The sequence below is a fragment of the Luteimonas chenhongjianii genome (genome assembly GCF_002327105.1).
Lineage (GTDB): Bacteria > Pseudomonadota > Gammaproteobacteria > Xanthomonadales > Xanthomonadaceae > Luteimonas > Luteimonas chenhongjianii.
This window is the reverse complement of sequence record NZ_CP023406.1, coordinates 2,767,418-2,781,922: the sequence shown is the minus strand read 5'-3', so window position 1 is coordinate 2,781,922 and position 14,505 is coordinate 2,767,418. Positions and strand designations below refer to the sequence as shown.

Genomic DNA, 14,505 nt, shown 5'->3' with positions numbered 1-14,505 from the left:
AATCGCGGGCCAGATTAGCCGCGGACGGGTGAGGGCGCGATGGACGCGGCGCGGATCCGCCAGCCATCGGCTTCGCGCTGCAGGTCGTAATGTCCCTCGAATCGGCGCAGCGGGCCTGCCACGCCGATGCGCAGATTGACCGGGATCCGCAGCTGCCTGGGCACCGGCGCCGTGTCGAGCGGCTCCGGTCGTCTGTTGTCGACCCGGATGCCGGTGACGCCGTGCAGCTCGCGCAGCGCCTCCTCGCCATGCGGTGCGGGCCGACCGCCGGCCCACAGTGCATCCGCCTCGCTGTGGTCTGCCTGGAACAACATCGCCAGATAGCTGTGCAGCGCGGAGACGGCCTCGTGCATCGACGCATCGCGCGCCTGGGCCGTGTCGCCATTGCCACCGTCTGCCGGCGTGCCGGTGCCGGGCGACACCGAAGATGGCGGGGCGGCGATCGCGTCATCCGTCACCTGCCGGTCCTGGCCGCGGCGGAGCCCGTCGTGCACCGCCACCGCAATGCCGAGCAGCATCACGGCCGCGATCACCAGCCACCATGCGCGATGCGACATGCGGTCTCTCCGGAGGATGCCGCAGCTGCGGCGCAGCCGCCGATGCTAGCGCGACGCGGCGGCGCTGTCGGCAGCGCGGGCGCGCAACAGGGGCAGCGGGTCGAACGCCCCGTCCGCGCCATAGACCCCGTAGTGCAGGTGCGGCGCGGTCCCGCGCGCATTGCCGGTGTCGCCCACGATGCCCAGCGCATCGCCCGCGCGCACCAGGTCGCCTACCGCGAGCAGGTCCGCGAAGCCATCGAGGTGGGCATAGTAATGACGCTGCCGGCCCGGCCCCAGCACCCACACCTGCTTGCCGCCGAGGCCCGATTCACGCACGCCCACGACCAGGCCGTCGGTCGTGCTGCGCACCATGGTCCCGCGCGGCGCAAAGATGTCGACCCCTTCGTGCTGGCGGTCGCGGCCCCTCGGCGCGCCATAGGTGTCGGCCACGCGCGATGCGGCCACACCGTCGACGGGCATCGGCAACGTCGTCGGGGCAGGTGCCGCGGAGAGGGCGGCGATCGCCCGTGGTCTGGCCATGAAGGGTTGGTGCCAGGCCCAGTAGGCGCTGGCGGCCAACAGTGCCGCGATGAAGATGAAGCGCAGGGCGCGGCGCAGCTGGGGCGTGTAATCGCGGCGGGGCCGGCGCGCGCGCGGCGTCGTGGTGTCGGGCTCGTGCATGACGCCAGCTTCGCAAACCGTGCGCGAAGCGAGGGTCGTCCAGATGCGTGACTTCGCGCCGATTCCGCGTCACCTGCGCGCGGAGGCGAAGATCAACGCGCCTCGCTGCCCGCCCTGGCCTCCTGTTCCAGGCGCGTCCGGAGCTCGGGCGCGAGCCTGAGTTGGCGCGCCAGTTCGTCGAGGTAGCTGCGCTCCATGAAGTTGCTCTCGTCGATGACGAGGGCGCTGGCCAGATACATCTCCGAGGCGATCTCGGGCGTGCCCGCAGCGCTGGCCACTTCGGCAGGGTCCAGCGGCTTCTGCAACTCGGCGTGCAGCCAGTCCTGCACGTCGGCGCCTTCCTCGATGCGCTCGAACTCGCCCTCGATGAGCGCACGCTCGCGGGCGTCGATGTGGCCGTCGGCCTTTGCGGCCGCAACCAGCGCCTTGAGGATCGCCTGGCTGTGGATGTCGGCCTGCGGTGCTGGCAGGCGGTCGACGGTCCGGGGTGCAGGTGCAGCCACGCCGCCCTGCTGCTTCTGGTAGTCGCCGTAGGCCTTGTAGGCCATCACGCCGATGGCGGCGAGCCCGCCGTAGCTGGCGAGCTTGCGGGTCTTGCGGTTCTTGCCGAGCAGCAGGCCGAGCGCGCCGCCGGTGACCGCGCCCTTGCCGAAGTCGGCATTGAGCAGGCTGCTGCCGGGCTTGCCGCCGGCCTGAGAGGTCAGCAGATGGTTGAGGAATCCTTGAAAGCTCATCGTTGGGTCTCGGTCGTGGAAAAAAGCGCGCCGAGCATGCGATGCAACCCGTTCGGCGGATGTGCAGGCCCTGCTCCCGACGTGGTGGGTCATCCTTGCGGCATGGCGGGCCCGGATGCCGCGGCAGCAGGCGCGGTGCGACGCCCGGGACGTATCGGTCGGCACGGCGCGGGCCCACGGGCCGGTAGCGCCCGAGCCGTCGAGCGTGGGGTTCAACAACTGCATCGCCCGCTACCGGCAGTCGCTCCAATCGCGGCGCCGAGGCGGGGAGCGGATCCGCGCAGACGGGGATGTCGTCGAGGGCCCCGGGCCGAACCCGAATGCGGAGGCTAGCCGGAAGGCTCGACGGATCGGCACACCAGAGCGGTCGGGACGTCCGGACAGAACCAGCACGTCAGGGCCGTCCGCATGGCCCCCAAACGAAATCGGGACGGCCAAGGCCGTCCCGATCGATACCTGCGTGTTGCGCCTGGATCAGGCGGCCGCGTCCTTGAGCTTCTTGAGCGGGCGCACCTTGACCTTGACCGAGGCGGGCTTGGCGGCGAACCACTGCTCTTCCTTGGTGAAGGGGTTGATGCCCTTGCGCTTGGGCTTGGCCGGCACGCTCACCGAGGTGATCTTCAGCAGGCCGGGCAGGGTGAAGGAGCCGACGCCCTTCTTGCTGACGGAACCGTGGACGGCGCCTTCGAGCGCGGAGAACACCGAGCGCACATCCTTCGGCGCGAGACCGGTGGATTCGGCGATGTGAGCGACCAGGCCCGACTTGCTCAGGGCTTCCTTGATCGGCTTCGGTGCGGCCGGCTTGGCGGCAGCGGCCTTCTTCGGCGCAGCCTTCTTGGCCGGGACTTTCTTGGTGGAGGCCTTCTTCGTTGCCATGGGTCTTTGGTTCCCTCGTCGGATTTGGGTTGAGATGTCCTGGCCGTTTCTAGCCGGCTAGCGGAATGTAGGGCATCGCGACAGCCTGCGCCACTGGGAAACTGCAAAAAACACGGGTTTTTGCAGCCCTAGCCGGGGTCCCGCCCAGGTCGGCGGGGCGGCCACCGGAACCATGCGCCGGCGACGATGGCGGCAAGCACGCTGTAGGCCACAACGAAGCTCCACCAAGGCGCCTCGAAGAACAGCAGTTTCGCCAGCCAATGGGCAATGAAGGATTCGCTGTAGGACGACTGTCCTGCGTGCGCGCGCAGCGACTGCTCCCAGATCGTCAACGGGCACAGGCGGCCGAGCCATGCCTGCAGGGCGATGACGCCCACCAGCGCCACGTGCAGCCGGCGCAGCCATGGCCGTCGCACCCAGTGCCAGCCGCGTGGGCCGCCGATCGGCAGTGCGAGCGTCATGCCGACGACGAACGCCGCGATGCCCACATGCAGCGCGAGCACGAGATCGGCGAGCGTGGCAGCGAGCGCGGGCGGCATATCCATGCCTGCGATCATGCGCGCCCGCCGCATGCCGGTGTTGCGTCGCATCACCCGGACGCGCGCGTAACGCGGTCCGCGCTATGGTCTGCGCCCAAATCTCGAGGAGCACACGCATGGGTATTTCGCGCCACGCCATCGCCCGCTGGACCGGCGACCTGAAATCGGGCAAAGGCACGCTGTCGACGCCCCAGAGTGGCCTGCTCGACGACACCCGCTATGCGTTCAGCACCCGCTTCGGCGACGAGAAGGGCACCAATCCCGAAGAGTTGATTGCCGCCGCGCACGCGGGCTGCTTCACCATGGCGCTTTCGGCCAAGCTCACCGAGGCGGGTTTCCCGCCCGAGTCGCTCGAAACCCGCGCAGACGTCGATCTGTCGATGGACGGCGGGCCCCAGCTCAGTGCGATCCGCCTGAAGACACGCGCCAGGGTGCCTGGCATCGAGCCGGCGAAGTTCCGCGAGCTCGCCGACGATGCCAAGCAGAACTGCCCGGTGTCCAAGGCGCTGTCGGCAGTGCCGCTGTCGCTCGACGCCGAACTCGAAGGCTGAGCAAACGGTCTTCCTGCGTCGCGCCGCTCCTCGGGCGCGGCGTTTTTCGTGTCCGACGCCCCCGGAACCTCCATGTCCACGACCCCGCCTGCCTGCCTGCTGATCCACGGCGCCGGCGGTGACGCCTGGGAGTGGACGCTGTGGCGCGAGGTGTTCGCGGCGGGAGACGTCCATGCCGACGCGCTTTCGCTCGTCCCGGGCGCAGGCGGGCTCGCGGACACGCGCTTCGACGATTACCTGGACCAGGTATGCGCGGCGCTGGCCCGCCTGCCGCGGCCACGGGTCGCGGTGGGTGCCAGCCTCGGCGGATTGCTCGCGGCCTGCGCCGCGGGGATGGCGGACGCGCTGGTGCTGGTCAATCCGCTGCCGCCCGCGCCCTGGCATACGCAGCTGCCTGCACGGCAATGGCCCGCGATCGTGCGCTGGGGGTCTGGCGCGCGTCTGGACGGCACGCGTCGCGCGCTTCCGGACGCAGACGCCGCGACCGTCATCGAAGCGATGCGAGGCTGGCGCGACGAAAGCGGCGAGGTGCTGCGAGCCGCGCACGCCGGCATCGATGTGGCGCGTCCCCTGGTGCCCGTGCTGTGCATCGTGTCCCACGCGGACGACGATGTTCCGCCGGCGACGACGCGCGCGCTTGCCGCCTCGTGGAACGCGGATCTGCTGGTCTGCGAGACCGGTCGTCATGTCGGGCCGTTGCTGGGTGCCGCCGCTGCGGACGTCGCGCGCCAGGCCCGCGACTGGATCCGCAGGCGGGCGGTTCCAACGGGCCCGCCAAGCCCCTGATCTCGGCAGAGAGGCGCATCGGGACCCGCAGCCCCGCGACCGGTCGAGTTCACCAGGCCAAGTCCCGAGGCCGGGCCGGAATGCGCTCGACAGGCACGCTGCGCGCAAGGTCTGCGACGAGCGATTCCCGCGCCCCTGCGACGCGCGTGCGGCGACCAGCCCCGCGCCGGCCCGCCCGGAACCCGCATGCGCTTCTTTGCCTGCGCGCTAACCGCGCGGTCAGCGCCAGTCGATCGTGCCGCGCACCACGGTCTGCACGCGTCCGCCGGACCAGACGTCGCCATTGCCGTCCACGTGCAATTCGATGATCGCATCGTGGCCGACTTCGCGGCCCTGACTGATGCGATAGCGGCCATCCTGGCCGGGCAGGACGTCGCGGTCGGCGAGCCACGCGGCCAGGGTCGCATTGGCCGCGCCGGACGCGGCGTCCTCGAAATGGCCGGTCGCACCGACGAAGGCGCGCACCGCGAGGTGATGCACAGGATCATCCGAGCGCGCGAACGCGCACAGCCCCATGCTGCCCGTCGCCTCGGCCAGGGCACCGATCGCGGCCCAGTCCGGGGACACCGCGCGCAGCTGCGCTTCGCTGGCGAGTTCGGCCAGCCACCAGCGGCGGCCGCCGTCCATCAGCACGGGCGGCAGCGCACCGAGCGGCATCCCGGCAAGCGCCTCACGCAGGCGCGGATCGTCGGCGGTGGCGGTTTCCACCACCGACGCGCGCGGCGTGCGTACCGCGATGGTGCGGGTGTCGCCGTCGCCGACGACTTCCAGCGGCAGCTTGCCAGCGATGCCGTCCTGAATCAGGTGCCCGTCGCGTGGCGCAGCGATGCCGCTTTCGAGCACGACGTGCGCGGTACCGACACTTGGGTGTCCGGCGAACGGAACTTCGCGCCGCGGCGAGAACATGCGGATGCGGTAGCTGGCATCGTCCGAATCCGGGGGAAACACGAACGTGGTTTCCGGCAGGCGCGTCCAGCGTGCGATGGCCTGCATCGCGGCATCGTTGAGCCCCTCGGCATCGAGTACCACGGCCAGGGGGTTACCGGCACCGGGCCGGTCGGCGAATACGTCCACCTGGACGAAGCGGCGGGAAGTCATGTTCAGGGCGTCACGCGGCGCGACAGTGTAGCGGTCGGCTCACCAGTCGAAGGTCCCGCGGACCACGGCCTGCACCGCGCCGCCGATCCAGACCTCGCCATCCGCATCGATCTCGACGCAGACCCGGCCGTCGCGTCCCAGCTCGCGCCCCTGGCTTGCGACATAGGAGGCCCCGATCCCCCCGGGGCGGTCGCCGGCGTGCAGCCATGCGGCGATCGCGGCGTTGGCGCTACCAGTCACCGGATCTTCGGGGATGCCGTCGGCGGGGCAGAAGGCACGCACGGCCAGTGCGTGGTCGGCGTCGTGCGCGCGGCCGAACACCGCCATGCCGACCGCGCCGGTGGCGACGCAGAGCGCTGCGATGTCCGCGAGCGGCGGCGCAAGGCCGCGCACGACCGCGGCTTCACCCAGATCCACGCACCACCACAGCGGGCCGTTGTCGAGCAGCGCATGCGGCGCATCGGCATTGCCGAGCGCGCGCAGCACCGCCGCAAGGTGGTCGGCCCCGTCCTGCGGCGCGGCCAGTACCCGCGCACGAGGCGCGCGCACGCTCGGCAGCACGCGGCCGTCGGCCGCGTCGATCCGCACCGGCAGCAGGCCGGCGCCGCATTGCTGGACCAGCCTGCCGCCCGCACCGCGCGCGAGCCCCTGGTCGAGCGCCGCCCAGGCGGCGCCGACGCTCGGATGACCGGCGAACGGCAGCTCGCGGCCCGGGGTGAAGATGCGCACGCGGTAGTCCGCGCCGGTGCCGGGCGGCAACAGGAAGATCGTTTCCGACAGGTTGGTCCAGGTGGCGATCGCCTGCATCGCGGCCCCGTCGAGCCCCTCGGCATCGACGACGACCCCCAGGGGATTCCCGGCGCCGGGCCGGGCGGCGAAGACGTCGAGCTGCAGGTAGCGGCGGCGGATCATGGGCATCTCGGGCGGGGAGGGTTGCTTTAGAATCGCCGGTTCACGCGCGCGGCTCCAGATCAGGGTGGCCGGTACCCGTTTCCGGGGCCGGCCCGCGCGAGGCGCATGCCGCGTCAGCCCACCGTCCGAGACCCCATTCGATGCAATCCCCTTCCGACGATCGTTGGATCGTGCTCAAGTTCGGCGGCACTTCGGTGTCGCGCCGCCACCGCTGGGACACCATCGGCCGGCTGGCGAAACGCCGGGCCGCCGAGCAGGATGCGCGCGTGCTGGTGGTGGTCTCGGCGCTGTCGGGCGTGACCAACGAGCTGACCGCGATCGCCGACGGCGCGGTGGATGCGGCCGCGCGGATCGTCGCGCTGGTCGAGCGTCACCGCCGATTCGCGGGCGAACTCGACCTCGATCCCGACCTCGTGCTGTGCGGGCGTCTGGCCGCGCTGCAGGCACTCGCGTCGGATCCCCGTGCAGCGGCACGCACGCTCGCCTGGCAGGCCGATGTGCTCGGGCAGGGCGAACTTTTGTCCTCGACGATCGGCGCGGCGTATCTGGCCGCGCAGGGGCTGGATTTCGGCTGGTGCGATGCGCGCGACTGGCTCGACGCGCTCGAGCTGCCCAACCAGAGCGACTGGGCCGCGCGGCTTTCGGTGAACTGCCGGCGCGAGCCCGACGGCGGCTGGCGCGCGCGTTTCGCCGCGCAGGCGCCGCGGATGCTGCTGACCCAGGGCTTCATTGCCCGCCACAGCGATGGCGGCACCGCGATCCTCGGGCGCGGCGGCTCCGATACCTCGGCTGCCTACTTCGGCGCACTGCTGGGCGCGCGCCGCGTGGAAATCTGGACCGACGTGCCGGGCATGTTCAGTGCCAACCCGCGAGATGTGCCCGATGCGCGCCTGATCACGCGGCTCGACTACGCCGAAGCGCAGGAGATCGCGACCACCGGCGCCAAGGTGCTGCATCCGCGTTCGATCAAGCCCTGCCGCGACGGCGGCGTGCCGATGGCGATCCTCGACACCGAGCGCCCGGACCTGCCCGGCACCGCGATCGACGCGAGTGCCGAGCCTGTGCCGGGGGTCAAGGCGATCAGCCGTCGCAACGGCATCGTGCTGGTGTCGATGGAAGGCATCGGCATGTGGCAGCAGGTGGGGTTCCTTGCCGACGTGTTCGAGCGCTTCAAGCGCCACGGCCTGTCGGTCGATCTGATCGGCTCGTCGGAGACCAATGTCACCGTTTCGCTGGATCCGAGCGAAAACCTGGTCAGCACCGACGTGCTGGCGCGGCTCTCCGATGACCTTGCCGAGGTGTGCCGGGTCAAGGTCATCGCGCCGTGCGCGGCGATCACGCTCGTCGGCCGCGGCATGCGTTCGCTGCTGCACAAGCTGTCGGATGTCTGGGCCACCTTCGGCCGCGAACGCGTGCACCTGATCTCGCAGTCGTCGAACGATCTCAACCTGACCTTCGTCATCGATGAAGCAGACGCCGACGGCCTGCTGCCGGTGCTGCACGCGGAGCTGATCGAAAGCGGCGCGATGCCGGTGTTTGATGAGACTGTGTTCGGCCCGAGCTGGCGCGAGATCGCCCACGGCCGCCGCGAACGCGCGCCGCAGTGGTGGCAGGGCGCGCGCGACTCGCTGCTGGCGCTGGCCGAACCCGGCCGGCCGCATTACGTCTATCACCTGCCCACCGTGCGCGAACGCGCTGCAGCGCTCGACGCGGCGACTGCCATCGACCGTCGTTTCTTCGCGATCAAGGCCAATCCGCATCCGGCGATCCTGCGCACGCTGGTCGATGCCGGCTTCGGCCTCGAATGCGTGTCGCAGGGCGAACTCGACCATGTGTTCGAGGTGCTGCCGGATCTCGATCCCGCGCGCGTGCTGTTCACCCCGAGCTTCGCGCCACGCGCCGAGTACGCGGCCGCGTATGCGCGCGGCGTTACCGTGACGGTCGACAACGTCGAAGCGCTGCGCAACTGGCCCGAGATCTTCCGCGGCCGCGATCTGTGGCTGCGCCTCGATCTCGGCCGCGGCGACGGCCACCACGCGAAGGTCGTCACCGGCGGCGCGGCGTCGAAGTTCGGGCTGGCGCTGGGCGCGTTCGATGCGTTCCTGGTCGCGGCCGCAGAGGTCGACGCGCGCATCACCGGCATCCATGCGCACCTGGGCAGCGGTATCGAGACCGTCGCCCACTGGCGCGAGGTCTACGCCGAACTGGCCGGGTTTGCCGATTTGGTCGGCACCGTTGACACCATCGATATCGGCGGCGGTCTGCCGATCCCGTATCGCCCCGACGACGTGCCGTTCGACATCCCTGCCTGGGCAGCGGGCCTGGCGGCGATCAAGGCCGAGTACCCGCGCTATCGCCTGGCGATCGAACCAGGCCGCTACCTCGTCGCCGAGGCTGGCGTGCTGCTGACGACCGTCACCCAGGTCGTCGACAAGCTGGGTACGCGCCGCGTCGGGGTCGACGCAGGCATGCACAGCCTGATGCGGCCGGCGCTGTACGACGCCTGGCACGGCATCCACAACCTGAGCCGGCTGGATGATCCTGACGGGGCTACGGTCGAAGTCGTCGGCCCGATCTGCGAATCGAGCGACGTGTTCGGCACGCGCCGCCGCCTGCCGGCCGCCACGCGCGAAGGCGACACCGTGCTGATCGCCGACGCCGGCGCCTACGGCTTCGTCATGGCCAATACCTACAACCTGCGGACATTGCCGCAGCAGGATGTTCTGGAATGAGTGTTGTCTTCGACCGCGATGCGGTCCGCAGCTTCCGCTTCGTCGACTGCGATCTCGATGCCGCGACCGGTGTCGCGCGCCTGCGCTATGCCTTCGACGACGGTCCCGAGCTGGTCGAAACCGTGACCGTGCCGGGTGCGCCGTTCGAACTCGACGCCGCGCGCGCGCAGGCCGCCACGCAGGCACTGCGTCTGCTGCACCTGATCGCGGGCGTCAGTTATTACAAGGCCGCCGTGCCGACCGACATCCGCGTCGACGGCTATTCGATCGATGCTGCCACCGCCGCGCTGCTCGAGGATGTCTACGAGCACGGGCTTGGCGAGTTCGCGTATCGCAACGGCCTGGACCTGCACGGCAAGATCCGTTTTCCCGCGGAAGAAGCAACTCTCGCGCCGGCGGGAGAGATCGACGCGCGTAGCGTGTCGGATGGGGGCGCGGTGCCAGGCGCTGCCCTCACCCGGCCCTCCGGGCCAGCTTCTCCCAATGGGAGCAGGGCGTCAGGAGCCGCAGCAGGCAGCGGCGCTCCCAGGTTGGGTCTGCGCACGCATGCGCTGGTCGCGATCGGCGGTGGCAAGGATTCGCTGGTGTCGATCGAAGCGCTGCGCGCGTTGGGCATCGAGCAGACCGTCAGCTGGATCGGCGGCTCGCAGCTGATCCGCGTATGCGCCGAGCGCACCGGCCTGCCGACCCTGAACATCGGCCGGCAGATCGCGCCGCAGCTGTTCGACTACAACCGCCAGGGCGCGTGGAACGGCCACATTCCGGTCACTGCCATCAACTCGGCCATCCTCGTGCTGGCCGCCGTGCTGCACGGCGTGGACCAGGTGGTGTTCTCCAACGAACGCTCGGCCAGTTACGGCAGCCTGATCAAGGATGCGTCGGGTGGCGAGACGCGCGAAGTGAATCATCAGTGGTCGAAAGGCTGGGCGTTCGAACGCGCGTTCGGCGATCACGTGCAGGCGCGCGTGGCCGCGGACCTGCACTACTACTCGCTGCTGCGGCCGTTGTCGGAGCTCGCGGTCGCGCGCCAGTTCGCGAAGACCGATCGCTACGACGCGTATTTTTCCAGCTGCAACCGCAATTTCCATCTGCTCGGCGAGCGCCCGGTGAACCGCTGGTGCGGGATCTGCCCGAAGTGCCATTTCGTGTTCCTGGCACTGGCGCCGTTCATGCCCAAGCCACGGCTGGTATCGATCTTCGGGCGCAATCTGCTCGACGATCCGACGCAGGCACCGGGCTACGACGCACTGCTCGAATACCAGGACCACAAGCCCTTCGAATGCGTCGGTGAAGGCCGCGAGTCGCGCGCGGCGATGGCGGCGCTGGCCAAGCGCCCGGAGTGGCGCGAGGACGCGATCGTTGCGCGCTTCGCCCGCGAGATCATGCCGCAGCTCGATACCGAGGCGCTCGATATCGCGCCGCTGCTGGTCGTTGAGGACGACGCGCACCGCGTGCCGGAAGCGCTGTGGGACCGCCTGCGTGCGCATCTCGCAGCTTGAGGCGATCGCCGCCGACGGCGGCCGCATCGCACTGTGGGGCTGGGGCCGCGAAGGCCGGGCGGCATACGCGGCGCTGCGTGGTGCGCACGGGCCGCAACCGGTGCAGGACGGAGGTCCATCCGCCCTGCACCGGGATCCGCGACGCCTGCCCTTGACGGTGTTCTGCGCCGAAGCCGAAGCGGCTGACGTCCAAGCGCTCGGTGACCCGATGTTGCAGGTCGAGACCCTGGCCAGCGCCGAGCGGCTCTCCGCGTTCGATGTGGTCATCAAGTCGCCGGGCATCAGCCCGTATCGCCCAGAGGCGCGTGCCGCCGCCGCGCGGGGCACGCGCTTCATCGGCGGCACCGTGCTGTGGTTCGCCGAGCGCGCCGCGCCTGGCGCGGTCGCCGCCGGCACGATCTGCGTCACCGGCACCAAGGGCAAGAGCACGACCACCGCGCTGCTCGCGCATCTGTTGCGCGTGCACGGTCTGCGCACGGCACTCGCCGGCAACATCGGCCGGCCGCTGCTGGAACTGCTCGATGCACGGGCGGACGCCTGGGCGATCGAACTGTCGAGCTACCAGACCGGCGATGTCGCCTCGAGTGGCGTGCGTCCGGACATCGCCGTCGTCACCAACATCTTTCCCGAGCATCTCGACTGGCACGGCAGCGAGGCGCAGTACATCGAGGACAAGCTCAGCCTTCTGACCCGCGCGCGCCCGCGCATCGCCGTGCTCAACGCCGACGATCCGCGGCTCGCCGCGCTGGCGCTGCCGGACAGCGAAATCCACTGGTTCGGCACGCCCGAGGGCTGGCATCTGCGCGGCGATGTCCTGCATCGCGGCGACACCGCGGTCTTGGATACCTCGGGCCTGCCGCTGCCAGGGCGGCACAACCGCGGCAATCTCTGCGGCGTGCTGACCGCGATCGAAGCGCTGGGCATCGATGCCACGTCGCTGGCGGCGGCCGCCGTCGATTTCGTGCCGCTGCCGCATCGCCTGCAGCCGCTGGGCACGCGCGATGGCGTGCTGTGGGTCAACGATTCGATCAGTACCACGCCCCACGCGAGCCTCGCCGCGCTCGATGTCTATCGGGATCGGCGCGTCGCGCTGCTGGTCGGCGGCCACGACCGCGGCCTGGACTGGCAGGCATTCGCGGACGCGATGCGCAGCGGCGCACCGCACGCGATCGTGACGATGGGACAGAACGGCCCGCGCATCCATGATCTGCTGGCGCCACTCGCGCGCGAGGCCGGCTTCCAGCTGTCGGCCGCCGACGATCTCGAAGCGGCGGTCGCGCAGGCACGCGCGGCGCTGGACGGCGAGGGTGTGTTGCTGCTGTCCCCCGGCGCGCCCAGTTTCGGCGCCTATCGCGACTACACCGCACGCGGTCGGCATTTCGCCGCGCTGGGCGGATTCGATCCGGATGCGATCACCGCGATTCCGGGGATCGGCATCGCCTGACGCGACGCCGGCGGTGCGGCGTCTGGCCGGCTCCATCGCCGGCTTTCCGTATTCCGTCGCATGGCCGCAGCCGCGCGGCGCAGTGCTGCCAGACTGGAGGTCCATCGAACAGGAGGTCGACATGGTTCGCAGCGAACGCAACGCACGCGCCTGGCAGAACCCGGGCAACTGGATCGGCCCGCGCTGGCTTGGCCTCTACCGGTCCGCGGACGATGACCGGCTGTGGGTGCCGAAGGTGCCGCGCGCGCTGGGCTGGACGGTCAATCTCGCCCGGCCGGCCGGCGCGATCGTTCTGATGGCACTGGCGATCGCGGTGCTGTCGCTTGCGTACTTCCTGGTCGGTACCTGAGGGCACGGCTTCGGATCAGTGCCCGCGTTCTACCGCGTAGCGCGCGAGGCCGCGCAGCGCGGCGACAGCGTCGTTGTCGCCGAGTCCGTCGAGTGCGCGCTCGGCGGCCTGTGCATATTCCAGCGCCCGGGCGCGGCTGTAGTCGAGGCTGCCGGCGGCTTCGATGGCGGTCAGCACTTCGGGCAGCGCGCCGGTATCGCCGGTCTCGACGATGGTCCGCAGGCGCGCGCGCAATTCCGGCGCGGCCTGCGCCATCGCATGGATCAGTGGCAGCGTGGCCTTGCCTTCGGCGAGGTCGTCGCCGAGGTTCTTGCCCAGTGCATCGGCATCACCCGAATAGTCGAGCACGTCGTCGGCGATCTGGAACGCGTAGCCCAGCTGCATGCCGTAGTCGAACAGCGCCTGCTGCGTGGCCTCGTCGGCGCCCGAAGCGAGTGCACCCAGGCGGGTGCCGGCGGCGAACAGCACGGCGGTCTTGCGCTCGATGACGTTGAGGTAGGCGGCCTCGTCGGTATCGGGGTTGCGCACGTGCAGCAGCTGCAGCACCTCGCCCTCGGCGATGCGGTTGGTGGTGTCGGCGAGGATGCGCATCACCGGCATGCGGTCGAGCTCGACCATCAGCTGGAAGCTGCGCGAATACAGGAAGTCGCCGACCAGCACGCTGGCCGCATTGCCCCAGATCGCATTGGCGGTGCTGCGGCCGCGGCGCAGGTCCGATTCGTCCACCACGTCGTCATGCAGTAGGGTCGAGGTGTGGATGAACTCGACGATCGCCGCCAGCTGGTGGTGTTCGGCGCCGACGGTGCCGGTCGCGCGGCCGGCCAGCATCACCAGCATCGGCCGCAGGCGCTTGCCGCCGGCCGAGACGATGTGTTCGGCCACCTGGTTGATCAGCACCACGTCCGAGGCCAGCCGGTCCCGGATCAGCGCGTCGATGGCGGCCATGTCGCCGGCGGCGAGGGCCTGGATCGCCGGCAGGTCGAGCCTGTTGGCCTGGTGGGCGACGTTGTTCATGCGGGATCCGGGTCAGACAGACCGGGAATTATAGGAGAGCCCCGACATCGACGTGCGCCCGGCGCCCAGCCCGCCGTCCGTCGTGCGCGGACGGCGGGCGATGGGCCGGTATAATCTGATGCTTCACGCGTACCCCAACGCCGGCCGGCGCGCCCGGCGCAAATCCAAGGAATCCTCATGGCCCGCGGCATCAACAAAGTGATCCTGGTCGGCAATCTCGGCAACGACCCGGAGACCAAGTACACCCAGGGCGGCATGGCCGTGACCACGATCAGCCTCGCCACGACCAGCGTGCGCAAGGACAAGGAAGGCAACCAGCAGGAGCGCACCGAGTGGCACCGGGTGAAGTTCTTCGGAAAGCTGGGCGAGATCGCCGGCGAGTACCTGCGCAAGGGCAGCTCGGTCTATGTCGAAGGCTCGATCCGCTATGACAAGTTCACCGGGCAGGACGGGGTGGAGAAGTACTTCACCGACATCGTCGCCGACGAGATGCAGATGCTCGGCGGCCGTGGCGAAGGCGGTGGCGGTGGCGGTGCCAGTGGCGGCAACTACGAGCGCGGCAATCGCCCGCAGCGCTCGGGCGGCGGCGACGCCCCGCAGCAGCGTGGTCCCGCACCCGCGCGCCAGCCGGCGCCCCAGCAGCAGCGTCCCGCGCCGATGGACGACTTTTCGGACGACGACATCCCGTTCTAGACAACACATACGCCAGAAAAGTTGAGTTAAACCTTGGAAGCTCCGTAATTACGGGGCT

14 protein-coding genes and 1 pseudogene are annotated in these 14,505 nt (G+C 70.1%); 7 read left to right on the top strand and 8 right to left on the bottom strand.

The annotated features are described in order from the left end of the window. Positions 1–14 precede the first annotated feature (14 nt). The 5 genes from CNR27_RS12590 to CNR27_RS12570 form a co-directional block, all read right to left on the bottom strand. Complete coding sequence (locus tag CNR27_RS12590; protein ID WP_096299281.1) at positions 15–557, bottom strand: hypothetical protein; 543 nt, start codon at positions 555–557, stop codon at positions 15–17. A gap of 45 nt (positions 558–602) precedes the next feature. Further along, on the bottom strand, positions 603–1,220 hold the full coding sequence (locus CNR27_RS12585) for a M23 family metallopeptidase (protein ID WP_096299279.1): 618 nt from the start codon (positions 1,218–1,220) through the stop codon (positions 603–605). 92 nt (positions 1,221–1,312) lie between these two features. Continuing rightward, complete coding sequence (locus CNR27_RS12580) at positions 1,313–1,954, bottom strand: tellurite resistance TerB family protein (protein ID WP_096299277.1); 642 nt, start codon at positions 1,952–1,954, stop codon at positions 1,313–1,315. Between the two features lie 474 nt (positions 1,955–2,428). Further along, positions 2,429–2,830: an HU family DNA-binding protein gene (locus CNR27_RS12575; protein WP_096299275.1), complete on the bottom strand. Its 402-nt coding sequence runs from the start codon at positions 2,828–2,830 to the stop codon at positions 2,429–2,431. Between the two features lie 128 nt (positions 2,831–2,958). Continuing rightward, positions 2,959–3,375 carry a DUF2784 domain-containing protein gene (locus CNR27_RS12570; protein ID WP_157745477.1) on the bottom strand — a complete coding sequence of 139 codons (417 nt, stop codon included), beginning with the start codon at positions 3,373–3,375 and terminating at the stop codon, positions 2,959–2,961. A 110-nt stretch (positions 3,376–3,485) separates the two neighbouring features. Here CNR27_RS12570 and CNR27_RS12565 point away from each other — a divergent pair, with 110 nt between their 5' ends. After that, positions 3,486–3,920, top strand: coding sequence for an OsmC family protein (locus CNR27_RS12565; RefSeq protein ID WP_096299272.1), 435 nt, complete (start codon positions 3,486–3,488; stop codon positions 3,918–3,920). 39 nt (positions 3,921–3,959) lie between these two features. Further along, positions 3,960–4,706: pseudogene (locus CNR27_RS12560) on the top strand (alpha/beta fold hydrolase); the annotation flags it as partial. Positions 4,707–4,925: 219 nt separating this feature from the next. On the opposite strand, the gene CNR27_RS12555 reads toward CNR27_RS12560, so the two are convergent. Together CNR27_RS12555 and CNR27_RS12550 are read right to left on the bottom strand one after the other, a co-directional pair. After that, complete coding sequence (locus CNR27_RS12555; RefSeq protein WP_096299268.1) at positions 4,926–5,804, bottom strand: PhzF family phenazine biosynthesis protein; 879 nt, start codon at positions 5,802–5,804, stop codon at positions 4,926–4,928. 39 nt (positions 5,805–5,843) lie between these two features. Continuing rightward, positions 5,844–6,716 carry a PhzF family phenazine biosynthesis protein gene (locus CNR27_RS12550; RefSeq protein ID WP_096299266.1) on the bottom strand — a complete coding sequence of 291 codons (873 nt, stop codon included), beginning with the start codon at positions 6,714–6,716 and terminating at the stop codon, positions 5,844–5,846. Positions 6,717–6,856: 140 nt separating this feature from the next. On the opposite strand from CNR27_RS12550, the gene CNR27_RS12545 reads away from it, so the two are divergent. The 4 genes from CNR27_RS12545 to CNR27_RS12530 all read left to right on the top strand — a co-directional run bounded on the left by CNR27_RS12545 (position 6,857) and on the right by CNR27_RS12530 (position 12,740). Continuing rightward, positions 6,857–9,448: a bifunctional aspartate kinase/diaminopimelate decarboxylase gene (locus tag CNR27_RS12545; RefSeq protein ID WP_096299264.1), complete on the top strand. Its 2,592-nt coding sequence runs from the start codon at positions 6,857–6,859 to the stop codon at positions 9,446–9,448. Further along, positions 9,445–10,947 carry a MurL-like N-terminal domain-containing gene (locus tag CNR27_RS12540; protein WP_096299262.1) on the top strand — a complete coding sequence of 501 codons (1,503 nt, stop codon included), beginning with the start codon at positions 9,445–9,447 and terminating at the stop codon, positions 10,945–10,947. The genes CNR27_RS12545 and CNR27_RS12540 overlap by 4 nt, the downstream gene beginning before the upstream one ends. Beyond that, positions 10,928–12,391, top strand: coding sequence for a UDP-N-acetylmuramoyl-L-alanine--D-glutamate ligase (gene murD, locus CNR27_RS12535; protein WP_096299260.1), 1,464 nt, complete (start codon positions 10,928–10,930; stop codon positions 12,389–12,391). Before CNR27_RS12540 ends, murD begins: the two co-directional genes overlap by 20 nt. A 121-nt stretch (positions 12,392–12,512) precedes the next feature. After that, positions 12,513–12,740: a hypothetical protein gene (locus tag CNR27_RS12530; protein ID WP_157745474.1), complete on the top strand. Its 228-nt coding sequence runs from the start codon at positions 12,513–12,515 to the stop codon at positions 12,738–12,740. 15 nt (positions 12,741–12,755) lie between these two features. Here CNR27_RS12530 and CNR27_RS12525 read toward each other — a convergent pair whose 3' ends face one another. After that, entirely contained in the window at positions 12,756–13,754 is a 999-nt protein-coding gene (locus CNR27_RS12525; protein WP_096299256.1) for a polyprenyl synthetase family protein, read from the bottom strand. A gap of 177 nt (positions 13,755–13,931) precedes the next feature. On the opposite strand from CNR27_RS12525, the gene CNR27_RS12520 reads away from it, so the two are divergent. Beyond that, complete coding sequence (locus tag CNR27_RS12520; protein WP_096299254.1) at positions 13,932–14,447, top strand: single-stranded DNA-binding protein; 516 nt, start codon at positions 13,932–13,934, stop codon at positions 14,445–14,447. The last annotated feature ends 58 nt before the right edge of the window (positions 14,448–14,505 follow it).